This is a genomic window from Carnobacterium funditum DSM 5970 (genome assembly GCF_000744185.1).
Classification (GTDB): domain Bacteria; phylum Bacillota; class Bacilli; order Lactobacillales; family Carnobacteriaceae; genus Carnobacterium_A; species Carnobacterium_A funditum.
In genome coordinates, this window is record NZ_JQLL01000001.1 from 1,476,522 (window position 1) to 1,502,451 (window position 25,930).

Consider the following 25,930-nt stretch of genomic DNA (forward strand, 5'->3'; position numbering starts at 1 on the left):
CAGAAAACTCCCCTTTCAAAGTGCAATGGATAGTTGCATCTCATTAGTTTCTAGGTTTTTTTCTACGATAAGTTGCAATGACTTTTGCAAACTTTTGAAGATAATCTAACCATTGATAGGTGTAAGTTTTTCCAATTTGTACCGTTACAAGGTATTTATTTTTTTTCATCTTCATATTTGCCTTTAATGGTACTTCGCCAAGTGCTCTGAAGATTTCTTCTGCTGGTAATGTATTGGAACCCGATTCAGAGAAAATCAACTCCACTTCTTGATCAGAACGTCTAATCGTCTCAATTAACGCACGTTCACTATATAATTTAATTAGACCAATCACTAACAAATCAGCGACTTCATCTGGATATTCACCGAAACGATCGATGACCTCATCTTGTAAATGAACGTAAGTTTCATCATCCCGTAATTCACGGATTCGTTTATATATTTCAATTTTCTGACGCTCATCTTCAATATAGGTTCCCGGTAAATAGGCATTTATACCCAAATCGATTTCTACTTGTGTTGTTTCTTCTCGTTTTTCTAAACCACGTTTGCGGGCAACTGCCTCACTTAGCATCTCTGAATACAAATCAAATCCGACAGAATCAATAAAGCCATGTTGTTGAGACCCTAGCAAATTACCTGCTCCACGAATAGATAAATCACGCATGGCAATTTTAAATCCTGATCCTAATTCTGTAAAGTCTTTGATAGCTTGCAGTCTTTTTTCGCTGACTTCATTTAGAACTTTATCTGCTTGATACATAAAATAAGCGTATGCTACACGGTTGCTACGTCCAACACGGCCTCTTAATTGATAAAGTTGCGATAATCCCATGTGATCTGCATTTTCGACAAATAAGGTATTCACATTAGGAATATCTACTCCTGTTTCAATAATAGTCGTAGTAACTAGCACATCGTATTCGCCTTCAATAAACTGGAAGAGCACGTTTTCTAGTTGGTTCTCGGTCATTTGCCCATGAGCAAACCCAATTCTAGCTTCAGGAATTAATTGCTTTAATTCTGAAACTTTTTTTTCAATCGTTGCTACGCGATTATGCAAATAAAAGACTTGCCCACCCCTAGCCATCTCTCGTTCAATGGCTTCACGAACAGCTCCAAGATTTTGTTCCATGACATATGTTTGAACAGGGTAACGGTTAGCTGGTGGCGTTTCAATGACTGACAAATCACGAACACCTAACATAGACATATGCAATGTTCTTGGTATTGGAGTAGCCGTTAAGGTCAAGACGTCGACTTGAGCTTTTAACTGTTTTAACTTTTCTTTGTTTTTCACACCAAATCGTTGTTCTTCATCTACAATCAATAATCCTAAATCTTGAAATTCAATATCCTTTGATAAAATCCGGTGTGTCCCTATCACAATATCCACTTGGCCTTTTCTTATCCTTTCAATTGTTTCAGCTTGCTGTTTTTTTGTTCTAAAACGACTCAACAAGCCTATTTCAACAGGGAATTCTATAAATCGTTGTTTAAGCGTTTCGTAATGTTGCTGGGCCAAAATAGTTGTTGGCACTAAGAATGCCGCTTGTTTGCCTTCTTGAATAGCTTTGAAAATGGCGCGCATCGCCACTTCCGTTTTACCATAACCGACATCTCCTACTAACAAACGATCCATAGGCTTTTTACTTTCCATATCTTTTTTGATTTCAGCTGTACTACGTAATTGGTCAGGCGTTTCTGTGTAAGGGAACGCGTTTTCAAATTCCTGCTGGTAATCATTATCTGGCGGGTACGAATAGCCAACTTCTTGTTCACGAGCTGCATAAAGTTCGATTAAATCATCTGCTATATCTTCAATTTTACTGGCTACTTTTTTCTTAGTTTTAGCCCATTCAGTGCCACCTAATTTATTTATTTTAGGTGTCTTCGCTTCTGAAGAAACATATTTTTGCAGTAAATTTAGTTGAGTAACGGGAATAAATAATTTAGCGTCATCTTTATAAATGATAGACATATAATCTTGATGAACACCATCAATCGTTAACGTTTCCATCCCCGTGTATTTTCCAATTCCGTGATTTACGTGTACGACAAAATCACCTGGATTGAGTTCACTATAACTTTTTAAACGTTCAGCGTTAGATAATGTTTGGCGTCTAGGTGTTTTTTTCGTTACCTTATTGAATAACTCTCGTTCAGTCAGCAAGACTAATTTATCAACTGGTAACTCAAACCCATTTTGAATGGTTCCTTTTAAAATCTGAACTTTTCCAATTTCGATTTTTTTTGGTTTGACCACTTTACTGACAATATCAAAATCTTTAAAAATTTGCTGAACTTTATTTGCTCGTTCATCATTAGGAACCATGACGATGACAGTATTATTTTGTTTTATCCAACGATCCATTTCCGTTTTTAATAAGGGCATTTGTCCAAAAAATTGTTGCATATTTCGATATGAGAAAGGATGAATTTGTGAGAAACGTAAATTCCCCATTCCCTTTTGGAAAAGCGAAAAGTATAAAATATCTTGTTTGATATTTTTTGTCTTACTACGAAAATCATTAGAAAAAATTTGTTTTTGTAAAATACGGTGCTCTGAAAGTTTTTCTGTAGTCCACTCAGCTTCTTCTTTTATCAATTGACGATCCGTTTCCATGATACGTGGATATTCATCTAAGATAACAATGCTTTTTTTACTAATATAATCTAAAATACTAATAGATTCAGGATAAATGTAATCAGTAAACATGGCTAATTGATCCATTGGTTCTCCCTTATCAAAAGCGTCCATAATCGGAGTAATATATTGCGTGAAAGCTTGTTTCACATCAGCTTCCTTTAGCAACTCTAAGTTATGTTCGACAGCTTTTGAAAATCGTGGAGCAGCATCTTGAAGCAAATCATGGGTGTAGAGTGTATCAATAGCCGGTAAGATGGTAATGGATTCGATAGTTTCAATTGAACGTTGATTATCTGCGTCAAAAAACCGTAAAGAATCAACTTCTACATCAAATAGATCTATCCGAATAGGGTGCTCTTCTGTCAAAGGATAGATATCAATAATCCCACCACGTATACTAAATTCTCCCGGACTGCCAACCAGTTGTTGCCTCACATAACCCATATCAACTAACCTGCGGGCCATACCTGTTACGTCTAGTTCGCCCCCTTGTTGTACTTTGAAACGAGCCTTCTCCCATATTTTTTTGGGTGGCAATAATTTACGGACTCCGGCTAGTGGAACAATGACGATTCCTGATTTTCCAGAAAGCAAAAAATCTAGCGCCGCTACTCTCTCTGTTCTAGCCTCTGGAGATGAAATAGACATCTCAGCATAGAGCATCTCCTCAACTGGAAATAAATGCAAATTTTCTTCAGCAACAAAACCTGAAAAATCTTCTAATAATTGTCGAGCATGAAATAAGTTATGCGTGATTAAAATAATAGGTCGTTTCTTTTTTTCCAAAATCGCATTTGTTACTAGCGTCCTAGCTGAACCAGCTAACCCTGTGACTAATTGGACTTTTTGTTCTCCAATACCCGCTAACAAGCCTTTTACATCAGGCGATTCAGCTAATATATGATTGATATCTCCCACTATATAGACTCCTTTTCTTTCTGTTTTTCAGATGATAAAAGAAGCTCAGATTTCTACTGGGCTTCTTGTTCAGCTACTTTATTTTTTATTGTACTGATTCATTGCATCGATAAAAGGGTGGCCACTAACCCAATAGTCAATAGCGGATGCGCCATCCTTAATTGCAAAAGCGATTACTTCTTCTTTCTCTTTTGGAAAGGCCCCCAAGACGTGATTTACCACCGTTTGATCAAAAAATGGACGATTGATACCGATACGGATACGGTTGAAATCAGGTGTTCCTAAGTGTTGAATCAGACTTTTTATCCCATTGTGGCCTCCAGCACTTCCTTTTTGTCGGAGACGGATTTTCCCAGCAGGTAAATCTAAGTCATCATAAACAATGATAATATCATCTATCGTCACATTAAAGTAATCCATCAGCGGTCTCACTGCTCGACCAGAATCATTCATGAATGTCTGTGGTTTTACTAACAAAACCTTTTCTCTTCCTATAAAAGCCTCTGTATAAAGAGCTTCAAATTTACTTTTGTTAAACGTTAAGTCATGTTGTGCAGCGTATTCGTCTACTACCATAAATCCTATGTTGTGTTTAGTATTCGCGTATTTTGCACCAGGATTTCCTAGGCCAATAATCATTTTCATATAGTTTATTCTCCAGTTTTTAATCATTTTTATTTATGGTATATTTTTTTATTGTAGCCATTTTAAGATTTGCACGCAAAAAAATGCCGCACGAAATTCTCTTCGTCCAGTAATATTTTTTACAGTATACCACATTTTGATTTACAATAGGAAAAATACTCCTTTCACCTCATATATGAGTTTTTTGCAAAAAAACTGACTCGGATCAAAATTATTATTAGATGAAGAATCTTTCTCCTCGTTACTAGGTTGAGCAGAGGTCAACTTGATTCCGACCATTTTTTTCACTGCCTATGAGGCCAAGTCTGACTTTTCAATAACAGAATCTTTTGTATTTCCCTTATTGAAAGAAGACCTCCTGTTGCTAACCGTTAAGCCTTCTATTTTTATCCAGTTTATTTTTCCGATACTCTGGTTAATTTTTCATGCTATTTTAATCATTTTTTTCACATAAAAAAGAATCATCATAAATTATACTATCCATCATAGGTGTTCGTTCCATTCCTATTTTTTTGAAAATCCATTTAAATTTAAAGATACATTAAGATAGTTTAATCATTTTGACCTGTCTTCTCCGTTGTCTCTATTTAGTGTACTATACTTCGCAACCATCTCCCTCATTAATCAGTTTATTATCTAATTAATGATTTTATTATTTAATCATTTAAAATTAAATTAAATTAAATGACATTCCCCTATAGAACAATTTCTATAGTTAATTATCCTATAAAATTCGTAAACCAAGTTAAAAAATGAACAATTTAACGAAGATAATACAAAAAATAAAATGAATGTGTTTTCATTTTTGTTAAACGCTGTTCTTCTATTTCCACTTCTTATCTGAGAGTGTTATAATTAAGGTGCATGATAATGTTTATAAGGAGGACAATTCATTATGGTCAATACTGAAATAAAAGATCATCAAAAAGTTATTATCGTTGGTGACGGTGCGGTGGGTTCTAGCTACGCTTTCACTTTAGTCACACAAAATATCGCTCAAGAACTTGGTATTATCGATATCGATACGGCAAAAGCAGAGGGTGATGCAATGGATCTTTCTCACGCACTAGCTTTCACTTCTCCCAAAAAAATTTATGCTGCTAGTTATAGTGATTGTCACGATGCCGATATTGTTGTTATTACTGCTGGCGCAGCTCAAAAACCCGGTGAGACTCGCTTAGACTTAGTACAAAAGAATTTAAAGATATTTAAAAGTATTATAGATAATATTATGGCCAGCGGTTTTGATGGTATCATTATCGTTGCAACTAACCCAGTAGATATTTTAACTTACGCTACTTGGAAATTTTCTGGTCTACCTCAAAATCGCATTATCGGATCAGGTACTTCTTTAGATAGTGCTCGTTTCCGTCAAGCTATTGCTGAACTTACAGGTGTAGACTCTCGTAATGTTCATGGTTACATTTTAGGTGAACACGGGGACACAGAATTCCCAGTATGGTCACATGCTAACATAGCTGGTCTTCAAATTTATGAATGGATAAAAGATAATCCTGGAGTAGATGAAGAAGCTTTAGTTGATGTGTTCTTTAAAGTTCGTGATGCTGCTTACGATATCATTGAACGAAAAGGCGCTACTTTCTATGGTATAGCTGTTTCATTAGCACGTATTACCAAAGCTATCTTATCTGACGAAAATGCCATCTTACCTCTTTCGGTATATTTAGACGGCGAATACAACCAAAAAGATATTTTCATTGGAGCACCCGCAATCGTAAATCGTCAAGGTATCCAAAGTGTTATTCAGATTCCTTTAAACGATTCTGAACAAGAAAAAATGAATTACTCTGCTGAAACTCTTAGAAAAGTTACACAAGATGCTATGAGAATGTTAGAAGAAGAATCAAAATAAGTAACAAGCAAGACTAAATACAACTTGACTTCATATTTTGATTAAAAAAAAACACATCCTTACTTTATAAGTAGGAATGTGTTTTTTTGGTTCTACAACATAATTGAAAAATCGTTTCTGCATAGATATCCATCGCTTGAAACAGTTCATCTAGTGATATCCCTTCATTACTCTGGTGAGCTAACCCTTCCGTTGTAGGAAAACGGGCTCCAAAAGCAACCATGTTTTGCATCGTTCTTGCATAGGTCGCCCCTCCTGATGTGAGCGGCCAAGTTTTATCACCTGTTTTACTTTGGTAAATAGTCATTAACGTTTGAACTAATTCGCTCTCTTTAGGAACATACAGCCCAGCTACATGATCAAATTCTTGATAGTTTAGCCCATAAGGTGCTACTACATTTTTAAGTGTTTCGACTAAATCTTCTATTGGAAAACTGATTGGGATGCGTAGATCCAATTTTATTTCTGAATTATTTTCATCGATACAGATAGATGCCACATTAAACGTTAATTCTCCAGTCATCTCATCCTGAATTTCACCAAAGATACTAAATCCATTCGTTTCATCCCCCACCTTTTCGGCTAAAAATTGTACCATCGGATGCGGATGAACATGAACAAGTCCTTTTGCTAATTGATTGATTGCGTTAATGCCTTGTTCAGCTGTGCTAGCATGAACAGCTTTCCCTTTTACTGTAACCAATTGTCCATCAAAATTTTGGTTTACATTTATTTCAGCTAATTTTTCACTAACTATTTTTGCATCATTACCTTGGTAACTCGCACGATCAGGAACGACATTAAATGCACCGCCACAAACTAATGAGAAGTCCGAACTTCCTGGACCAATTAACTTAATTTGCAACAATCCTTTTTCAGCATACGTTACGGGAAAAGAACTATCTGGGACAAATCCCATTGTTGGTTGCTCTTCTTTCAAGTTATAACGATCCATACAACGCCACAATGTTTCTTCATCTGTTCCAAAAACAAATCGAATACGCTTAGTAAAATTGATTCCTTCATCAACTACTGCTTTAAAACCATATAGAGCTGCTATAGTTGGACCCTTATCATCTTGTGATCCACGACCAAGTAATTTTCCATCTTTAACTACTGCATTGAAAGGATGAGTATCCCATAAGTTCAAGTCTCCAGCAGGAACGACATCTAAGTGACACAATACCGCTACTAACTCCTCACCTTGTCCATAATCAGCGTATCCATAAAACCCTTCAGGGTCCGAATAAGTCGACATTCCTAACGTTTTACAAATACTTAACACTTCTGCTAAACAATCAGCAATAGCTTGCCCAAATGGTGGATAGGTTACGCCATCTCCTATATTAACAGAAGGAATACTGACTATTCTTTTTAAAGCTGCCACGCTTTCTTTCTGATTTATTTTCGTTACCCAAGTTTTCATAAAAAATAGATAGGCTCCTTTCAAATCTTACTATTCAATAGATACATATTTTAAATTGACACTGTTAATTTGGCTCATATGATAATTATGCACAGAGCTTTTCACTAACATCGCTTGCGCTTGCTGATAAAGCGGAATAATTGCCGCATCTTCCAACAGAATTTTTTCAGCTGCTAAATCATTCCCCCATTTTTTATCAGGATTACTGCTATCTTTCCCCATAGACGCTTGAACAAGTTGGTCATATTTTTCATTAGAATATTTCCCACCATTAAAAACAGAACCTGATAGAAATAAACTCAAGAAATTATTTGTATCATTAACATCTGCACCCCAACCGGATAATAATAAATCAAAATCTCCATTGTCACCTAACTCAATCCTACTTTTGAAAGGTACACTTTTTAGAGAAACCGTCACACCTGGTAAATTCTTTTCAATTGTATTTTGTAAATATTGACTCACCTTTTTTGTTACTTCATCATCATCCGTTACTAGCTGCAAATCAACGTTCGTTAATCCTAATTCCTTTTGTGCCACTGCCCATAATTGAGAAGCCTTTTCTGGTTCATATTCTAAATAGTTACCGGATGCTTCTCTAAAATCTTCGCCTGTTTGGGGATTTTCAACTAAACCATTAGTAACTAACCCCCCAAGAGCTTTAGATCCATTAGCAATAATGCTTTCTGCTAATTCCTCACGCGATATTGCTAACGCTAATGCAGTTCTTAGCTTTTTATTTTTCAACGCTGGATTATTTAGATGGTCTAACTCTAAGTATACGGATTTAGCCATTAAAGGTGCCATAAATTCAGGGTCTTGATTGTATTGTTGAGCAAATTCTCCAGTTAATGCAATGGAATCAATTTTTTCATTGTTGTATAAATTTAATCCTGTAGAAGTTACTTTAATCACTTGATTAGTAACCGTCGTTAAAGAAACGTTTTCTTGATCCCAGTATTGATCATTTTTTTCATACACCCATGATAAACCCGTTCCATCCCATTCTTTCAAGATAAATGGTCCATTGTATAAAGCTGAATCACTATTCGTTCCAAATTTTGAACCTTGGTCAGTAACAAACGATTCTTTTTGAGGGGAAAAAGTCGGTTTGGTGATTAATTTCAAAAAATTTTCTACTGGTTTTTCTAAGGTTATTTCTAAATCTAATTTGTTTAATGCTTTTATTCCTAAATCATCAACTTTAGCTTCTCCGGCTAAAATAGCTTCAGCATTTTTTATATCAGACATCACAAATGAATAATTAGCAGCTGTTTCAGGATCTACAATACGTTTCCAACCGTATTCAAAGTCTACAGCAGTTAACGCTTCGCCGTTCGACCATTTCAAATTTGGCTTCAATGTAAACTGATAAGTCAACCGGTCTTCGCTGACTTCTGGTTCTCCTTCAACTAAAGCTGGAATAGGTTTTTCATCTTTATCTAACCGATAAAGGCCCTCCATCACTTGGTTTAAAGCGGTAAAACTAATGGTATCTTGTGATAAAGCTGGATCAATTGTCGGCAATTCTGAGGCAACACTCAGATTTAGCGTTTGTTCTGTTTTATTTTTTCCTGAAGTAGATTCTTGATTGGTTACTTGGCTAGCAGATTGCCCGCACCCACTTATAAATATCATCCCTACAGCAAAGTAAATAAGTTGTTTCATTTTACAGCTCTCCCTTATTTAAATGATTTATTCTTTTGTACTACATTATTCCAATCTGATTAAGCTTTTTCTAATCATACAAGATTAGACATAAATATACAATATAAATCGTATTTTTTAATAAATAAAAGTATAATATACATTATAAATGAATATATCAGTTTTTTTGTTAAATTTATTCAAAAAAAACAAAGCTGAAAATGATTATTTCAGCTTTGTTAGAGTGGTATGATGATGTCTTCTTCAGAATCTTTTTCTGGGTTAATTGCTTTTACTTCAATAATTAATTTGTGAGGCAAACAAATACTAGTCTCCCCTGGCTTACTAATCCAACCTGTTTTCACAGCAATCTGATCAGGACTATTATCTTCTTTATTTCGTATTTTTGTTCCATCAACTTCGATAATGTTGTATTGTCCTTCTGCTGGATAGAACGTAAATTCCTCATTTTCTGTCTCATTTGATAATTCCATCTGTTTTACTTCTTTGCCATTAATAGAGATAACAGCAATAACTGTACTGTTTTGATCTCCTGAAAAGTTCTGTCGATTAAATATAAAGTACGGAATAAATGATCCAACAAGCAATAAGATAATAATAACCACATCCAATGGTTTAACTAATTTTTTATATATTTTAAATTTAGTCATACAAACTGGCTCCATCCATTCTAATCTTTTTAATAACGGTTTATTAATCTTACTGTAACAAGTAACTGTTTACTCAAGAAAGGCAGCTTCATTTATACTCCATTACTTTAAACTATAAAAAACGTAAGAAAAGCTAAAAGGCTCCTCTTACGTTTTCCATATTTATTTACGACTTTTTCTTAAATTTTCTTTCAAAAAGTGGGCTAACAGATTTATTTTCATGAATCCGTTTAATGGCATCGGCCATTAAAGCACTAACACTTATTCCAATGATTTTATCGATTTTTTTGTCTTCAGGAAGATAGATGGAATCTGTCACAATCAATTGCTTAATAGCCGAATTTTGGATTCGCTCAATCGCAGGACCAGATAAAACTGGATGTGTGCAACAAGCATAAACTTCAGTAGCTCCAGCTTCTTCCAAGGCTTGAGCAGCTAACGTAATGGTTCCTGCTGTATCAATCATATCATCGATTAAGATACATTTCTTACCTTCAATTGATCCAATGATATTCATTACTTCTGCCACATTGGCTTTTGGACGACGTTTATCAATTATTGCAATTGGCGCTTTTAAGAATTCTGCTAACTTACGCGCACGGGTAACTCCGCCATGATCAGGCGAAACAATTACAACGCCTTCTCCTTCAAGACCACAATCTAAAAAGTAATTTGCTAAAAGTGATGCCCCTAATAAATGATCCACTGGCATATCAAAGAACCCTTGGATTTGTGAAGCATGTAAGTCTAATGTCAGAATACGATCTGCTCCTGCAGCTGTAATCATATTTGCGACTAATTTTGCAGTAATTGGCTCTCTTGAACGTGCTTTACGGTCTTGTCTAGCATATCCATAATAAGGAATAACTAGATTTATTGTTTTTGCACTAGCTCGTTTTAATGCATCAATCATAATCAACATTTCCATTAAGTTATCATTTACTGGACTAGAAGTTGATTGAATAATATAAACATGGTCCCCACGAATGCTTTCTTCAATATTGATTCGAATTTCTCCATCGCTGAACTGATCCACTGAGAGTTTTCCTAATTCTACTCCTACTTCATCAGCAATTTTCTTTGCTAATGGTTTGTTTGAGTTTAACGCAAAAATCTTTAACTTTGGATCAAAATAGTGTTCTGACATAGTGACCTCCACTTTTTTTATTTTCAAGAATATCCGTTGTCTACAATTCATTTCTATACTATGCATTTTCTTCGAATAAATCAAGACAATTCTTAACTTTGGTTGAATTTCATAAGTTATTTTAATGTGGCAGTTTATTATAATATTCTAATTTGTTTTCTTGACGTGCTCTAGCAATCGCCATAGCCTCTGTTGGAATATCTCTTGTAATAGTCGATCCTGCAGCAATGTAAACATTCTCTCCGATAGTTAATGGCGCAATCAAGTTTGCATTACATCCAACAAAAACGTTCTTTCCTACAGTTGTTCGGAATTTATTTTTACCATCATAATTCACAAAAATTGTGCCACACCCAACGTTGATATTTTCCCCTAAATCAGCATCACCAATGTACGTTAAATGCCCGACCTTAGTTTTCAATCCAAGAGTTGCGTTTTTAATTTCAACAAAGTTCCCAATATGAACGGCTTCTCCAACATGACTATTTGGACGAAGGTGACTGTAGGGTCCAATATTGCTATTTTTTTCCATTACAGAATCTTTAACAGTTGAATTAGTGACACGTACCCCATCACTAATTATACTATTTGATATCTCAGAATGAGCTCCAATAAAGCAATCCTCACCTATAATAGTCTTTCCTTTCAATGAAACGCTGGCTTCGATAACTGTATCTGATCCAATTACAATATCACTATCAATATAAGTAGTGGTCGGGTCAATCATTGTTACACCATTTTGCATATGCATTTTGTTAATTCGTTCACGCATCAATTGTGAGGCTTCAGCTAGTGCAACTCGATCGTTGACACCTTTCCCTTCGTTTTCACTTATCATTTTATAAGCATCTACAATTTCATTTTGCTTCTTTAGTATTTCAATAACATCTGGCAAGTAGTACTCGCCTTGAGAGTTCTGGTTACCGACTTGTGAGAGGGTTTCAAATAGTAAACGATTATCAAAGCAGTACGTTCCTGTGTTAACCTCTTGCACTAACCTTTCTGCTTCACTAGCATCTTTTTGTTCAACAATTTTTTCTACAGAATTTTCTTTATTTCGAATGATACGACCGTATCCTGTTGGATTTTGGGCATGTGCGGTTAAAATTGTAGCTTTTGCACCTTTTTCTTGATGGTAATCAAACAAGTTATTTAATGTTTCTGCTGTTAATAAAGGAGTATCTCCACATATAACTAGAGTAATGCCTTCTTTATCTTTCAAATGTGTCTCCGCTTGTATAACAGCGTGGCCCGTACCTAACTGTTCCTCTTGCACTGCATAATTTGTTCGATTGCCTAAGTAATCCTTTACCTTCTCAGCACCAAACCCTACAATTGTGACAATCTCATTTGCGCCTGTTGCTTCTACTTGTTCAATTACATGGCCAACCATTGGCTTACCAGCAACCGGATGTAAGACTTTATACAACTTAGATTTCATACGTGAGCCTTGACCTGCTGCTAATACGACTGCATATCTTTGTATCATTTCAGTAACCTCCATCCATTTTTCTCTTCAATAAAACAGAATTGTCTTTTTACTCATACCTTTTTTTATAATTTCATTTATTTTTCCAACTTAACTCTAACTATTCAATAATAGCTTAAAAAGCGCGGTTTTTCAAGCACAATCCCTGCTATTTGCTATCCTTTTGGAATAACATTCCACTCTCTTTTACTATGATTACTGATTAGTATTGTTAAAACTGTTGTCTTTGTATGTAATCTTGTATACTGATAGAAATGATGATAAAAGGAGAAGTATAATATGAACCAAAAATCAGAGCAGTACTGGATTAAGCATTTAGAATTGACCCCTCATCCTGAAGGTGGCTTTTTCAGATCTGTTTCTCAATCTGCTGAAATCTATGAATTTAAGGATGGGTATGAAAGATCCTTATACACGAGTATTTATTTTTTATTAAACCAAGAGAATCCATCGCATTTTCATCGTTTAAAATCTGATGAAGTTTGGTATTTTCATGCTGGCAATCCTTTAACTGTCCATATGCTTTATTCTGATGGACGTTATAATCAAGTAACATTGGGTGGTACACTTGAAAAAAATGAATCTTTGCAATTTACCGTTCCTAAAGGCGTTATTTTTGGATCAACTGTTGAAAATCATGGAGGCTATTCGTTAGTCAGTTGTATGGTCTCTCCTGGTTTCGATTACAAAGATTTCGAATTGTTTACGCAAGCAGAATTACTCAAAGACTATCCACAGCACAAATCGGTTATTGAAAAATTAGCTTTTAAAACTTTACCTGACTAACCATCTAAATTCTTATTTAATCTGATTTGTCAAATTAAGCTATACAAAATATCTTCATCCATGTAACTCATAAAAACTTCCAGCGGTGTTTGGTAATTTAATGACTTTCTTGGAATTATATTCCGTTTGTGTGCAACAGACGATACGAAAGCCTGATCAACTTCGTTGAAATCCATTTCTTTTGGCAATCCATCTTTTCGAAGAAGCCCATTAGAATTCTCGTTTAAAGCTCGTTGTGAAGGCGTTCCAGGGTCAGCGAAGTAGATAGCGACATCATGCTGGTTGCACAAAGATTTCCAGTTGGAGAACTCCTTACCGCAATCAAAAGTAATTGATTTGAATAATTTTTTTGGTATGGATTGGAACCATTGATTCATAGCACTCTCAATGTCGCAGGCTTTACGCCCTTTGGGCTTTAAGGTAATGATAGCTTTCGATAAAATCTCTACTAGAGTAATGACCGCACTTTTGTGGCGGACACCTACAATGGTATCTCCTTCGATATGACCAAATTCTTCTTTAAATGTTGGATAATCTATTATTCTTTCAGAGATATTTCGTTTATAAGCTTGTCTACCTCTACGTTCTTGATGTCCGTTAGGCTTTCTTTTCCCTTTCATTGGAAGGGTAGCTTCATCGAATGTTTTTTCTTTAAATTGTCTATAAAGTGTTCGTACGGAACAGTCTATTGTCATTTCTTTACGGCCAATAATGACATCAGGCGTCCAGCCTTCAGCTACTTTTTCCTTGATATAAAGATGTTGTTCTTCTGGTAAAACAACTTTTTCGCGTCCACACTGCTTCTTGTTTTTCTTATACCGTAGGTAATACTCGAAAGCTGTATGTCCTGCTCTGAAGAACCTGATAACATTATTAATCGGTGTTCGAGTACGATTCAAGTAAGCAGCTATTTTAGCAACTGGAATACCTTGATGGTAATAAGCTTCTATCATCACTAGTTCATCCATGGTAATATGGGTATAGGTCATTTGTGATCACTCCTTGTTTTCTATGGTTGGAAATACAATTAGAGTGTATCACGAATGGCTTTTTTATTTGTATAGCTTAATCTTACAATCCACGTAACTAAAAATGGACACTCTTTTCTTTTTCTTCAAGAAAGAGCGTTTTTTTGAACCCATTCAGTCGTACTTATATCTATACAAAAGTTCCCTCTAAATCTACTAAGTGTCTATCGTGATGCTACTTTTCATGAAGTCGATTAGAATAAAGTGGCTAGCAACATTAATATTAATGTTGCATTTTTATCATTTAGTAAACCATTGAGAAGCTAGTAAAGCTTGTTGCTATTCATCCTTCAAATGGACAAGTTTAAAAGAAATTTTTTAAAGCTTATCTACCTTTCGTGGATAAGATACGATGACCTACTGATACTATCAAATACATCCTATGAGTTTACTCTCTAAAACCTCATCGCTTCACTACTAATTTGTAAAGGTATAAATTAAGTAAAAAAATAAACGTAGACTTGCATTTTCAGGCGCAAATCTACGTTTTCACCATTACAATTATTCTAATGGTATTTATCATTTTCAATTTAAATGTATCTTAATTATTTTGACTCGTTATGTTTAAAATAATTTCCAGGAGTCACGTGAATGGTTTTATCGCGAATATCTACTTCATCCACACACAACAATGATGTGTAATCTTCAATCATTCTGTTTCCGCTAAAGGTTGATTCTGCAAAAACGGTCACCCCAACTAATTGAGCTTCAAATTCGTCAATCAGGCTCTTCATTCCATTGACGGTCCCGCCGCCTTTCATGAAATCGTCCACGATTAAGACACGTGACCCTCTTTTTAAACTACGTTTAGATAACTCCATTTTTTCTATCCGTTCAGAAGATCCTGAAACATAGTTAATACTTACGGTTGATCCTTCTGTAATTTTAGAATCACGTCGTACCATTACAAATGGGACATTTAAATAACTTGAAACCGCCTGGGCAATTGGCACTCCTTTTGTAGCTACTGTCATAACTGCATCGATTGAATCATGAAGGTATTGAGAAGCAATAATTTTTCCGATTTGGCGTAACGTTTGTGGTTCTCCTAATAAGTCTGATAAATAAACGTAGCCTCCTGGCAATAAGCGGTTCGCCTCTGACAAACGTTCACACATATCTTCAATAAATTCTTTTGCTTCTTCTTTGGCTATCTCTGGAATATAACGTACGCCTCCTGCTGCCCCAGGAACTGTTTCTAATGTGCCTGTACCCCGATCTTTGAACGTCTTTTTAATAATAGATAAATCTTCACTAATAGAGGATTTTGCCGAATCATAGCGATTTGCAAAATAAGTTAAAGAAACTAACTTATGGGGTTTTTCTAATAAATAACGAGTCATATCAATTAACCGTTCACTTCTTTTTACTTTCAACTCTTTCACCTCATCATAATGTACTTTTTACTTTATTTTTTAAAATGGTTGTGTTCATTATAATCATATTTAACGAAAAAAGGTAGTCATTTTTGTCAAATATAGTAAAAATGTTCGTTTCTGTTATTATTTTCTCATAAAAAAAAAGCGAACTTTCGGATTCGCCCTTTTCTTAAAACTATTAAACTCGTCGATTTTTCTTATATCTTAGTTGATTGATAACTTTTTTTATAATCGTCGTGAAAATAAAAATGACAATAAACACCAATGTAATCGTTGCTCCTGGTGGCGTTCCGAATTGATATGAAGCAGTTAGACCAGTAAGCATTCCAATAAGACCAATGATAATGCCTGCTAAAATAACTAAATTAAAACTTTTGCTCAATCTCATGGCAATGGCTGCAGGCAATATAATGATCGCAGAGACTAATAAAGCTCCCACAATAGGCATAATAACCGCAATCGTGACACCCGTAATCACATTAAAGATAATTGACATCAACTTGACTGGTAAACCCGCTGTAAAGGCTGTATCCTCATCAAAAGTCAAAACATACATTGGTTTACGAAAGACTAAGAATAGTCCTACAACTATTATGAAAAGAAAGAGCAATAAGCGTACTTGCGCAAAGTTGATGGTCACAATTGATCCAAATAAATACTGTTGGATACTTGTGTTCGTTCCACCTTCGTTTAAACTCATCAGAACTAAAGCAACGGCCATTCCTGCTGACATTAAAATAGCAATAGAAATTTCTGAATATGATTTGTAGAGCATCCGTAAATAATCTATTGCTACAGCTGCTATAACAACAACAATTAACGTCATGAATGTTGGATTAACATTTAGCAACAAACCCAATGCAATCCCTGCTAAAGAAATATGTGATAATGTATCAGCCATCAGTGATTGCCGTCTAAGAATTAAAAACAATCCTAAAATTGGAGCAATGACTGCAATTAAGAATGAAGCTTGGAAGGCTCTTTGCATGAATCCATAGAAAAACATCTCCACGGTGAATCCTCCTTTCTAACGAGTTGAATATGACGATCTGCATACTGTTTAATATCATCATGATCATGGGTAACCATTAAGATTCCTTTGCTATGAACTTTACTATTGTGTTTTAATAATTCGTAAAATTCTCGACGTGAATCAATATCCATTCCAGTCGTCGGTTCATCAAGTACAAAAAGATCCGGATCGGTTGCAAAAATACGAGCTAATGAAATACGCTGCTTTTGCCCACCTGAAAGTTCCCCAATTTTTTTGTATCTCATATCCCACATACCAACTGATTTTAATGCGCGTTCAACATGCTCCTTGTCTTCTGCATCTAGTTTTTTAAACCATTTGCCTCTTTGGTAACGTCCAGAACGCACTAATTCCAAGACCGTACTAGGAAAACCCGCATTAAACGAAGCAACTTGCTGGGGAATATATCCAATACTTAATTTTTCATTTCTTTCATTTACTGGAGAGATAGAAACTGTCCCCTTATTTGGTGTTAATAAACCTAATACGTTAAGAAGTAAAGTTGATTTAGCCGCACCATTTTCACCTGTCAACATAACGAATTCGCCTGGATCAACTGTAAAAGAAATGTTCTCCAAGACCGGCTCTTCGTCATAATAGAAGGATAAGTCTTTAACTTCAATGTAATGCATCGTCATCTTCCTTTCATGTATTTATTTTAAAATATGAATACGTTATAAATAAAGATGCTAGCTAATCCTACATCTTCTAATTATTTTAATTCTAGTTTCTAATGCCCTCAAATCGTAATGATTACTTTTTGAGAATTTCTTCAGTAGCTTATCATTACTACTATTATTCGTCAAGAAAAAAATAGGTGTAGAGCAAAAAGTGTTCACATCCGATTCACTTCATGAAAGAGCTCGAAATCTGTGCCCCAACGATCCTGATTCGTCTATTCCAGTTGCATATCTTTTTTGATGCCATTCCTAGAGTACGTATTTAGACATACAACGAGGCTAGAACTTATGTCCTAGCCTCACTTTGTCATTTCTATTTTAACGTTCTCACAAGGTAGACTTCATTACAAAAACCTTTCAAACCGTTGTAAACTCTTTGAGCTCTAGAGTATTTACGACAAAGAGCAAAAATAGTCGGTCCGCTGCCACTCATTAAAGCAGCATCTGCTCCAAATGATATCATTTTTTCTTTGATTTTTTCAATCGAAGGTTGACGTATAATGGATGTCTCTTCTAATGAGTTGCCTATCAATTTTGTCATCCTCAAATAATCTTGCTCCTTGATAGCTGCTATCATTGAATAAGTAGCAGGATGTTTGAGTGTATCATAAGATAATGCATTAAAGACTGTTCCTGTCGAGATGCCTTTCTTAGGCTTAACTAGGACAACCCAACACTGGGGAACAGCATCCAACTGTTCTATCTTTTCACCCCGTCCGCTTGCGAAAGCCGTACCGCCATAAATACAATACGGCACATCTGAACCTACTTCAGCACCCAATATGGCTAATTCATCCAATGACAAACCTAAGTTCCACAACTGATTTAAACCTCTTAGAGTTGCTGCGGCATCACTACTTCCGCCGCCTAATCCTGCGGCAATTGGAATATTTTTTTTAATCATCATCTCCACGCCTAGTTGAATATTAAATCTTTCTTTAATTAACAGCGCTGCTTTGTAGGCATGATTTCTTTGATCTAAAGGCAAAAACCCATTATTAGATTGAATAATAATGCTATTTTCTTCAATCGTTTTTAATGTCACGTGATCTGCTAAATCAACAGAGGTCATAACCATTTCGAGTTCATGATAACCATCTCCACGCTTATATAATACATCTAATGTTAAATTAATTTTTGCAGGAGCTTTTTCTGTTACCTCTGTATTCATCATTTACCTCCTTTCATTTTTGAAAAGTCTTTTGTCTGTTAAACATACTAGCTTAAAAAAAATGATTTGCAAATAAAGAATGAACAACTTTAACGGAATTATTAGAAACCTCTTTTTTGAAAAAAAAAAAACGAGCTTGTCTTTCAGCTCGTGGTCTTACGATTAAGCATATTGTAGACTTTCTTCATCTAGAAATTGGATTTCTACTGATTGGGTCAAAACATCTGTATAACTATAAGAAACACGTTCAAAAGCATTTTCATCTTGATCTAATTCCACAACAAAAACAGAAGGGTACGTTTCAGTCAAAACACCTTTACGCTCTGTTTTTCTTTTGCGACCAACTTGTGCAGTCAACATAATTTTTTTCCCTAACTTGAGATCTAGTTTTTCTTTGATACTGGCTAATGTAATTGGCATCAGTTTCACCTCACTCATCTAGTGAATATTATACCATACTTAGATTAAGTTTGCAAGTATACCATATGAGAAAGAAGGAATCAACTGTTTTCTCTCTAATAAAACTATTGCCAAAACTCCTTTGTTTTAAAGAGTTTCGGCAATCCATCTTATTGTTTTTTCATTTTATTTTAATAATTTCAAATAAATCCCATCCGCTAATTTACCAAATTCTGTTAAACTCAAGGTTTCACCTCGTCGTTTTGAATCTATTCCAGCATATTCTAAGGCTTCAATTAATTTTTCTTTTACGGATTCATTTTTACCGTATCTACCAGCAAGATTATTCCATAACGTTTTTCTTCGCTGAACAAATGCAGCACGTACTACTTCAAAAAATATTTTTTCATTCAACACTTCAACAGCCGGTGTTTCTCGACGGGTTAATTTAATAATCGCTGAATCGACATTCGGCTGTGGCACAAAAACTGTTTTAGGCACAATAAAAGCTATTTCTGCAGCCATATAATATTGAACAGCAATTGAGAGCGAACCATATGCTTTACTACCAGGTGCTGATGTAACCCGTTCTGCGACTTCTTTTTGCATCATAATAACTAACGTATCAATTCGAATGTTTGATTCTAGAAAGTACATAATAATGGGTGTTGTAATATAATATGGCAAGTTAGCTACAACCATTAAGGGTTCAGATAAGTCGATTTTCTCTGCTAATATTTCTTTTAAATTTGCTTGTAAAACGTCTTTATTTATAATGGTCACATTATCGTAAGGACTTAACGTATCATCCAATACTGGTAGCAGACGATCATCGATTTCAAAAGCAATGACTTCTTTGCTCGCGCGTGCCAAGTGTTCCGTTAAAGCTCCTATACCAGGTCCTACCTCAACGACGTTCGTTTGTTTCGTTAGTTCGGCAGTTTGAACAATCTTTGTTAAGATATTTGAATCAATGATAAAGTTTTGCCCCAAGCTTTTTTTTACTGAAAATCCGTGTTTTTTTAATATTTCTTTCGTTCTGATAGGTGTTGCAATATCTTTATTAGTTGTCATTTTCTTCCTCCAAAATCTGTTGCATAGCTTGAATAACTTCGTCTGGTGAGATTTGGAACATTTGCAGTCTTTTTTGAAGTTGCTTTCCATTGGTGTAACCAATATTCAATCGATCACCCAATTTTTCTCGTCTTTTCCGTGCAAATTCTCCTGCAATGAGACCGGCATCTATTAGTAATTGCCTTGGGATTAGTGATTCTTGTTCTAACACTTCTGCATAGCTTTTTGATAAAGCTTTACGGATAGCTTCTGGAGAAGCATGCTCAATGCCTAAACTACCTTTGTGTTTGGGCTTCGCCTCATCAATCGTTAAGAAGGCGTGTTTCACACCCGGTACAGCTCTTGAAATAATCTTTCTAATTTTTTCTCCTGGAAAATCAGGGTCAGTAAAAACGATTACTCCCCTTGTCGCTTGTGCTTTTTCAATCAACTTTAACGTTTCACCATTAATGGCTGATCCGTTTGTTTCAATCGTATCGGCCTCAAGTGATTCCTTTATTCTTCTTGTGTCATCTCGTCCTTCAACGACGATAATTTCTTTTATTTTTTCCATTTGTCTAACCTAAACAATTTATTTGCATTCTTCATTGTTTGAGCTGCTGCCTCTTCATAAGTACAGCCTCTTAACTCTGCGACTTTTTCTGCGACATACTTAACATAAGCAGGTTCATTCCGTTTTCCTCTATAAGGAACAGGGGCTAAGTAAGGAGCATCTGTTTCTATCAATAGTTTATCAAAAGGAACATTTTTAGCCACATCCTTAGGTTCTTGGGCATTTTTAAAGGTCACTACCCCACTTAAAGAAATATGCATGCCTAAATCCAAGAAACGTTCCATCCATTGCGTATCTCCACTGAAACTATGCATGATACCGCCAATATCTTCAACGTGTTCTTCTTTTAGAATCTGATACGTATCTTCTATTGCATCGCGCATATGAATACTAACGGGTAAGTTTAATTCTTTTGCCATTTGAAGTTGTCTTCTAAAAACATCTTGTTGCTGTTTTTTAGGAGACGTATCCCAGTGATAATCTAAACCCATTTCACCCATAGCCACTACTTTAGGTAATTGCAATTGCTGATACAACTGCTCTTCAATTTTTTCAGTATACAAATAGCTTTCAGTTGGATGCCAACCGATAATACTAAAAATCTCTGGATAGGTTTCGCTTAAAGCCAATGTTTTTTTTATTGTTAGTGAGTCAAAACCAACTACCGCCATACGAGAAACATCGTGTTCTTTTGCACGTTGAATCGTTTCTGGTATTTCTTCATCAAATTCTTCTGCATTTAAATGGGTGTGTGTATCGAATAACATATTCTCCATCCCTTTCTCTATTGACTTTTTCATCTCTAATCCAATACCCTGCCAAAAATTCTTCAGCAGGGTATCCATTCATTTGAAAATCATGCTACTTCAGAACCATTTGGTGCCTCTTTTGGCGCTTCAATAATTTGCAATTTGCCGTCTTTTTCAGCAGATAAGATCATACCTTGACTGATTTCACCACGCATTTTACGAGGTTTTAAATTGGCCACAATAATGACTTTTTTACCAATCAAATCTGCTGGATTAGGATACCATTCAGCAATTCCAGAAAGAATTTGACGGTGATTTTCATCGCCAGCGTCCAGACGGAATTTCAATAGTTTATCTGCGCCTTCTACTTTGCCACAATCTATCACTTCAGCAACTTTTAATTCTACTTTATCAAAATCTTCATATTTAATTTGTTTTTCTTTGACAGAAACTAATTGTGTTTCAGTAGGATTCCATTCTGCTGGAATCACTTCTTCGTCTTCCCTTTCAGTTGAGCCACCATCCATTTGATGCTTAATATAGGCTACTTCTTCTTCTATATCTAAACGCGGGAAGATAGGCGTTCCTTTTGCAACGACTTTAGACTCTTGCGGGAAATGTCCGAAACTGATAGTCTCCCAGTTTTTTGCAGTTTCATCTTCAATACCTAATTGTCTAAATAGTTCTTTTGGTGCTTGAGTTAAGAATGGTTGAAGTAAAATACCAGAAATCCTTAAGCTTTCGGCTAAATGAACCATAATACTTTCCAAAACCTGTTTTGCCTCTTCGTTTTTGGCTAGTTTCCAAGGCTCGGTTTCGTCAATATATTTGTTAGCTCGAGAGATTAATAGCCAAATATTGCTTAATGCATTACTAAACTGCATTTTTTCCATTTCAGTCTGATAGTTAGCGATAACGGTCTCTGCTGTTTGTTTAAATGACTCATCGAAAGCAGTCACATTACCAGTATAGGCTGGAATATTTCCATTAAAATATTTATTAATCATTGCAACCGTTCTATTTAAGAGATTTCCTAAATCATTTGCCAAATCATAATTTACTCTTGAAACAAAATCTTCTGGTGTAAATACACCATCACTACCAAATGAAACTTCTCTCATTAGATAATAACGCAAAGCATCTAAGCTATAGCGTTCGACTAACATTTCTGGGTAAACAACATTGCCTTTGGATTTTGACATTTTCCCATCTTTCATCAATAACCAACCATGACCAAATATTTTTTTAGGTAACGGTAAATCTAAAGCCATCAACATGATTGGCCAATAGATTGTATGGAACCGAACGATCTCTTTTCCAACCATATGCACATCAGCTGGCCAAAATTTATCAAATAGCGTTGTGTCATCTGTACCATATCCTAAAGCGGTGATATAGTTCGCCAAGGCATCAATCCAAACATAAATAACGTGTTTTGGATTGCTAGGTACTTTGATACCCCAAGAAAAAGTTGTTCTAGATACTGCTAGATCTTCTAAGCCTGGTTTGATAAAATTATTGATCATCTCATTTTTACGCGACTCAGGTTGAATAAAATCAGGATGTGCATTGTAATAATCCAATAAACGATCAGCGTATTTGCTCATCTTAAAGAAATATGATTCTTCTTTTATCAGTTCCACAGGGTGCCCACTATCTGGTGATTTACCACTGATAATTTCTCCGTCAACATTGCGCTCAATATCAACTAACTGTGTCTCAGTGTAGAAGGTTTCATCAGGTACAGAATACCAGCCTTCATACTCATCTAAGTAAATATCTCCTTGTGCTAAGAATCGTTCAAAAATATCCGCTACTACCTTTTCGTGAACCGGATCTGTCGTCCGAATAAACTTGTCGTTGCTAATTTCCAATAGCTTCCATAGGCTTTGCATATCATCAGCCATTTTATCCACATATTGTTGTGGTGTAATCGTTAATTCTTCTGCCTTATTTTCAATTTTTTGACCATGTTCATCACTTCCGGTCAAATAAAATACATCAAAACCAATCATTCTTTTATAGCGCGCCATTACATCACAGGCGATAGTAGAATAAGCATTTCCTATGTGTAGTTTTCCGCTCGGATAATAAATCGGGGTCGTAATATAAAACGGTTTTTTTTCAGTCACAATAAGCGTCTCCTTTGTTAATTCCTAAATTTTTTCATTCACTCATTTTATCTCTGTTGCACCTATTTATCTTTTCCATCATTCAACTAAAACTATTCTAAAACAGTATACCACAGAAAGATAGTCAGATAAGGTCTTCTTATCTTTAACTTTTACTTATTTCATCTCTTTTTATACGCTGAATTTATCTGTTTTTCAGATTTATTACTTGTTTAAAAACTTACCAAGAATAGTTTACTGTCTTTATCTTTAATTGTAAATGTTTCACGGGAAACATTTACAATTAAAGATAAAGCTTTTTGTTCTTTTCAATAAATACGGTACAATTAAAAGAGAATCTCTTAATTAGAAAGGAGTACTTTTTGATATGATTACAATCGGTTTGACGGGTTGGAGCGATCATGAGTTGTTAATGACTCGTAGAACTAGAAAATTGGAAGATTACGCTTCTCATTTTCCTTTTGTCGAACTAGATACGAGCTTTTATGCTATCCCATCTGAAAAAAATATTTTAAGTTGGATAAACAAAACACCTGACAGTTTTCAATTTATTCCTAAAGCTTTTCAAGCAATGACCCAACATAAAGAGTGGATTGATTTCTTCCCTTCTCAAGAAGCTATGTTCCAGCTTTACGTTGCCGCATTTAAGCCAATGATAGAAGCCGGTAAAATAAAAGCTTTTTTATTTCAGTTTCCACCTTTCTTCCATTATACAAAAGAGCATCTAACGTACTTAAAGAAAATAAGAACTTGGATGGGTGATTTACCGGTAGCTGTCGAATTTCGTCACGCTAGTTGGTTTACCGAAGAAAACCAACCTCTTACCCTAACTTTTTTAAAGGATTACCAATTCAGTCACGCCGTTATCGATCAACCTCAAACTCCGGGAAACAGTATCCCCATGATTACGGCGGCTACTAATAAAGAACTTACTCTCTTTCGTTTACATGGTCGCAATTATGAAGGATGGTTACATTCAACTGATTCAAATTGGCGCGAAAAAAGAACTTTTTATGATTATAGCGAAGCCGAACTAGCTAGTTTTATTCCTATCATTCGGTCATTAGAGCATAAATCTAAAGAAGTTGCCATTATTTTCAACAATAATTCTGGCGGCCATGCTGCTAGTAATGCTAAATATTTACAAAAATTATTGAATCTAACCTTTGACCAATTAGGACCTCAACAACTTAACTTATTTGATTAAAAGAATTGGTTATTTTTGTTCTAAAAAATGGAGTGGGATATAAAGTGTTTAGGCTCGAATCACTTCACGAAAGTATGTAAGATAGCCCCAGACCATCGAATATCATTCATAAAATAGATGTCAGGTTTCTTTTTTGGAGCCTATCTTAGAATAAAAATCCAGATATGTGAAAAAGGCTGGGGCAAGATGCTCCAGCCTTTTTCATGCTTTTTTAAAGTAACTCTTTTGCTAATAAACGATAGACATCTAGTCGTTTCTGTTGAGAATGTGGAATGCTGCATATCATTGCTTCATCGAATCCATAATACTCTTGTTCTTCTTTTAAAAGATTGGCAACCTCTTCAGCCGTCCCTACAAGGTGCAACTTCCGATTGTCTTTAATAATCCTCTTATCTATTTCAGTTAGTGGATAATTTAGGGCTTCTTCTGGCGTTAACAAGTTGCTAGGTTTGCCTTGCACTAACCATAATCTAGCTATATCTTGTGGTAATGCTTCAAATTCAGCTTCTTCTTTTGTTTCCGCCACTGTAACTAGATAAGCTACACTCATTTCTGGTTTTTGCATGAAGGCTGATGGTACAAAATTATTTTTATACTGATCTATTATTTCTTTTGTCATTCCACCCATAAAAAATTGAGCAAATGAATAACCTACTCCCATACGTGCCGCTTCTAAAGCACTATTTCCGCTTGATCCTAACAGCCAAGCTTCTGGTAAGCTGATTCCCGAAGGTGTTGCAATAGTTTTATTGTATAACCGATCCTCTGGAATTTCATCATTGATTAATTGTAACGTAGTATCTAATTTTTCATACATATTGTCTAAAAGTGGTTGACGTCCTTCTGATAAAGCATACATCGCATTTCTATCTCCACCTGGGGCTCTACCTACTCCAAAATCTATCCGACCTGGTGAAAATGCACTCAATGTTTTAAATACCTCAGCCATTTTCAAAGGTGAATAATGCATCATCATAATGCCACCTGTCCCGATACGGATATTTTTTGTTTTCGCTGCTAAATGCGCAACTGTAATCTCAGGTGCCGAACTTGCGTATCCATTCGTTCCGTGATGCTCTGCCATCCAAAAGCGACTATACCCTAGCTCATCTGCTAGGACTGCTAGTTCTTCTGCTTTGTCCAAAGCCTCTACCGCTGTATTTCCACTAGTAATAGGTGCTTGATCTAATACACTTAATTTCATTGTCTGTTATCTTCCTTTCTATTTAAACTCTTTTAACTATGTAAAGTAGTATATCAGTTTCCGTTTAGA

At 35.4% G+C, this 25,930-nt stretch carries 21 protein-coding genes; 3 read left to right on the forward strand and 18 right to left on the reverse strand.

What is annotated here, in order from left to right:
* Positions 1 to 43 precede the first annotated feature (43 nt).
* Positions 44 to 3,568, reverse strand: coding sequence for a transcription-repair coupling factor (gene mfd, locus BR44_RS06880; RefSeq protein ID WP_034551462.1), 3,525 nt, complete (start codon positions 3,566 to 3,568; stop codon positions 44 to 46).
* Between the two features lie 78 nt (positions 3,569 to 3,646).
* Positions 3,647 to 4,213, reverse strand: coding sequence for an aminoacyl-tRNA hydrolase (gene pth, locus BR44_RS06885; protein WP_034551464.1), 567 nt, complete (start codon positions 4,211 to 4,213; stop codon positions 3,647 to 3,649).
* Positions 4,214 to 5,108: 895 nt separating this feature from the next.
* Here pth and BR44_RS06890 point away from each other — a divergent pair.
* The gene (locus tag BR44_RS06890) at positions 5,109 to 6,086 is read left to right on the forward strand and encodes an L-lactate dehydrogenase (RefSeq protein WP_034551467.1); all 978 of its coding nucleotides are present in this window, start codon (positions 5,109 to 5,111) and stop codon (positions 6,084 to 6,086) included.
* A 64-nt stretch (positions 6,087 to 6,150) separates the two neighbouring features.
* Here BR44_RS06890 and BR44_RS06895 read toward each other — a convergent pair whose 3' ends face one another.
* From BR44_RS06895 to glmU, 5 genes are all read right to left on the reverse strand, one after another.
* On the reverse strand, positions 6,151 to 7,512 hold the full coding sequence (locus tag BR44_RS06895) for a M20 family metallopeptidase (RefSeq protein ID WP_034551469.1): 1,362 nt from the start codon (positions 7,510 to 7,512) through the stop codon (positions 6,151 to 6,153).
* A 30-nt stretch (positions 7,513 to 7,542) separates the two neighbouring features.
* Positions 7,543 to 9,180, reverse strand: a complete 1,638-nt coding sequence (locus BR44_RS06900) for a peptide ABC transporter substrate-binding protein (RefSeq protein WP_034551472.1) — start codon at positions 9,178 to 9,180, stop codon at positions 7,543 to 7,545.
* Positions 9,181 to 9,398: 218 nt separating this feature from the next.
* Positions 9,399 to 9,830, reverse strand: coding sequence for a NusG domain II-containing protein (locus BR44_RS06905; protein WP_034551474.1), 432 nt, complete (start codon positions 9,828 to 9,830; stop codon positions 9,399 to 9,401).
* Between the two features lie 166 nt (positions 9,831 to 9,996).
* The gene (locus BR44_RS06910) at positions 9,997 to 10,977 is read right to left on the reverse strand and encodes a ribose-phosphate diphosphokinase (RefSeq protein WP_034551475.1); all 981 of its coding nucleotides are present in this window, start codon (positions 10,975 to 10,977) and stop codon (positions 9,997 to 9,999) included.
* A 121-nt stretch (positions 10,978 to 11,098) separates the two neighbouring features.
* Positions 11,099 to 12,466, reverse strand: coding sequence for a bifunctional UDP-N-acetylglucosamine diphosphorylase/glucosamine-1-phosphate N-acetyltransferase GlmU (glmU, locus tag BR44_RS06915; protein WP_034551477.1), 1,368 nt, complete (start codon positions 12,464 to 12,466; stop codon positions 11,099 to 11,101).
* Positions 12,467 to 12,745: 279 nt separating this feature from the next.
* Between glmU and BR44_RS06920 the strand changes: the two genes are divergently transcribed.
* A complete protein-coding gene (locus BR44_RS06920) occupies positions 12,746 to 13,252 on the forward strand; it encodes a cupin domain-containing protein (RefSeq protein ID WP_034551478.1) in 507 nt (168 codons plus the stop codon).
* A gap of 29 nt (positions 13,253 to 13,281) precedes the next feature.
* Here the strand turns inward: BR44_RS06920 and BR44_RS06925 are convergent, their stop codons facing one another.
* The 10 genes from BR44_RS06925 to metG all read right to left on the reverse strand — a co-directional run bounded on the left by BR44_RS06925 (position 13,282) and on the right by metG (position 23,450).
* Positions 13,282 to 14,241 carry an IS30 family transposase gene (locus BR44_RS06925; RefSeq protein WP_034546336.1) on the reverse strand — a complete coding sequence of 320 codons (960 nt, stop codon included), beginning with the start codon at positions 14,239 to 14,241 and terminating at the stop codon, positions 13,282 to 13,284.
* A gap of 584 nt (positions 14,242 to 14,825) precedes the next feature.
* Positions 14,826 to 15,656 carry a pur operon repressor gene (gene purR / locus BR44_RS06930; RefSeq protein WP_034551479.1) on the reverse strand — a complete coding sequence of 277 codons (831 nt, stop codon included), beginning with the start codon at positions 15,654 to 15,656 and terminating at the stop codon, positions 14,826 to 14,828.
* Positions 15,657 to 15,837: 181 nt separating this feature from the next.
* On the reverse strand, positions 15,838 to 16,671 hold the full coding sequence (locus BR44_RS06935; RefSeq protein WP_034551480.1) for a metal ABC transporter permease: 834 nt from the start codon (positions 16,669 to 16,671) through the stop codon (positions 15,838 to 15,840).
* Positions 16,617 to 17,324: a metal ABC transporter ATP-binding protein gene (locus BR44_RS06940; RefSeq protein WP_034551482.1), complete on the reverse strand. Its 708-nt coding sequence runs from the start codon at positions 17,322 to 17,324 to the stop codon at positions 16,617 to 16,619. The genes BR44_RS06935 and BR44_RS06940 overlap by 55 nt, the downstream gene beginning before the upstream one ends.
* A 361-nt stretch (positions 17,325 to 17,685) precedes the next feature.
* Positions 17,686 to 18,543: a 4-(cytidine 5'-diphospho)-2-C-methyl-D-erythritol kinase gene (gene ispE, locus BR44_RS06945; RefSeq protein WP_034551484.1), complete on the reverse strand. Its 858-nt coding sequence runs from the start codon at positions 18,541 to 18,543 to the stop codon at positions 17,686 to 17,688.
* Positions 18,544 to 18,705: 162 nt separating this feature from the next.
* Positions 18,706 to 18,963 carry a Veg family protein gene (locus BR44_RS06950; protein ID WP_034551487.1) on the reverse strand — a complete coding sequence of 86 codons (258 nt, stop codon included), beginning with the start codon at positions 18,961 to 18,963 and terminating at the stop codon, positions 18,706 to 18,708.
* Between the two features lie 165 nt (positions 18,964 to 19,128).
* Entirely contained in the window at positions 19,129 to 20,016 is an 888-nt protein-coding gene (gene rsmA / locus BR44_RS06955; RefSeq protein WP_034551490.1) for a 16S rRNA (adenine(1518)-N(6)/adenine(1519)-N(6))-dimethyltransferase RsmA, read from the reverse strand.
* Positions 20,006 to 20,569: a ribonuclease M5 gene (gene rnmV / locus BR44_RS06960; protein WP_034551491.1), complete on the reverse strand. Its 564-nt coding sequence runs from the start codon at positions 20,567 to 20,569 to the stop codon at positions 20,006 to 20,008. The genes rsmA and rnmV overlap by 11 nt, the downstream gene beginning before the upstream one ends.
* On the reverse strand, positions 20,557 to 21,336 hold the full coding sequence (locus BR44_RS06965; RefSeq protein WP_034551493.1) for a TatD family hydrolase: 780 nt from the start codon (positions 21,334 to 21,336) through the stop codon (positions 20,557 to 20,559). The genes rnmV and BR44_RS06965 overlap by 13 nt, the downstream gene beginning before the upstream one ends.
* A gap of 89 nt (positions 21,337 to 21,425) precedes the next feature.
* On the reverse strand, positions 21,426 to 23,450 hold the full coding sequence (gene metG, locus BR44_RS06970) for a methionine--tRNA ligase (protein ID WP_034551495.1): 2,025 nt from the start codon (positions 23,448 to 23,450) through the stop codon (positions 21,426 to 21,428).
* Between the two features lie 367 nt (positions 23,451 to 23,817).
* On the opposite strand from metG, the gene BR44_RS06975 reads away from it, so the two are divergent.
* Positions 23,818 to 24,657: a DUF72 domain-containing protein gene (locus BR44_RS06975; protein ID WP_034551497.1), complete on the forward strand. Its 840-nt coding sequence runs from the start codon at positions 23,818 to 23,820 to the stop codon at positions 24,655 to 24,657.
* 211 nt (positions 24,658 to 24,868) lie between these two features.
* Here BR44_RS06975 and BR44_RS06980 read toward each other — a convergent pair whose 3' ends face one another.
* Entirely contained in the window at positions 24,869 to 25,861 is a 993-nt protein-coding gene (locus tag BR44_RS06980) for an LLM class flavin-dependent oxidoreductase (protein ID WP_034551500.1), read from the reverse strand.
* Positions 25,862 to 25,930 lie beyond the last annotated feature (69 nt).

Coding starts and splice junctions, on each gene's coding strand:
- pth (WP_034551464.1), bottom strand. CDS start 4,213: ATGAAAATGATTATTGGCCTAGGAAATCCTGGTGCAAAATACGCGAAT.
- BR44_RS06890 (WP_034551467.1), top strand. CDS start 5,109: ATGGTCAATACTGAAATAAAAGATCATCAAAAAGTTATTATCGTTGGT.
- BR44_RS06895 (WP_034551469.1), bottom strand. CDS start 7,512: ATGAAAACTTGGGTAACGAAAATAAATCAGAAAGAAAGCGTGGCAGCT.
- BR44_RS06900 (WP_034551472.1), bottom strand. CDS start 9,180: ATGAAACAACTTATTTACTTTGCTGTAGGGATGATATTTATAAGTGGG.
- BR44_RS06905 (WP_034551474.1), bottom strand. CDS start 9,830: ATGACTAAATTTAAAATATATAAAAAATTAGTTAAACCATTGGATGTG.
- BR44_RS06910 (WP_034551475.1), bottom strand. CDS start 10,977: ATGTCAGAACACTATTTTGATCCAAAGTTAAAGATTTTTGCGTTAAAC.
- glmU (WP_034551477.1), bottom strand. CDS start 12,466: ATGATACAAAGATATGCAGTCGTATTAGCAGCAGGTCAAGGCTCACGT.
- BR44_RS06920 (WP_034551478.1), top strand. CDS start 12,746: ATGAACCAAAAATCAGAGCAGTACTGGATTAAGCATTTAGAATTGACC.
- BR44_RS06925 (WP_034546336.1), bottom strand. CDS start 14,241: ATGACCTATACCCATATTACCATGGATGAACTAGTGATGATAGAAGCT.
- BR44_RS06940 (WP_034551482.1), bottom strand. CDS start 17,324: ATGCATTACATTGAAGTTAAAGACTTATCCTTCTATTATGACGAAGAG.
- ispE (WP_034551484.1), bottom strand. CDS start 18,543: ATGAATACAGAGGTAACAGAAAAAGCTCCTGCAAAAATTAATTTAACA.
- BR44_RS06950 (WP_034551487.1), bottom strand. CDS start 18,963: ATGCCAATTACATTAGCCAGTATCAAAGAAAAACTAGATCTCAAGTTA.
- rsmA (WP_034551490.1), bottom strand. CDS start 20,016: ATGACAACTAATAAAGATATTGCAACACCTATCAGAACGAAAGAAATA.
- rnmV (WP_034551491.1), bottom strand. CDS start 20,569: ATGGAAAAAATAAAAGAAATTATCGTCGTTGAAGGACGAGATGACACA.
- BR44_RS06965 (WP_034551493.1), bottom strand. CDS start 21,336: ATGTTATTCGATACACACACCCATTTAAATGCAGAAGAATTTGATGAA.
- BR44_RS06975 (WP_034551497.1), top strand. CDS start 23,818: ATGATTACAATCGGTTTGACGGGTTGGAGCGATCATGAGTTGTTAATG.
- BR44_RS06980 (WP_034551500.1), bottom strand. CDS start 25,861: ATGAAATTAAGTGTATTAGATCAAGCACCTATTACTAGTGGAAATACA.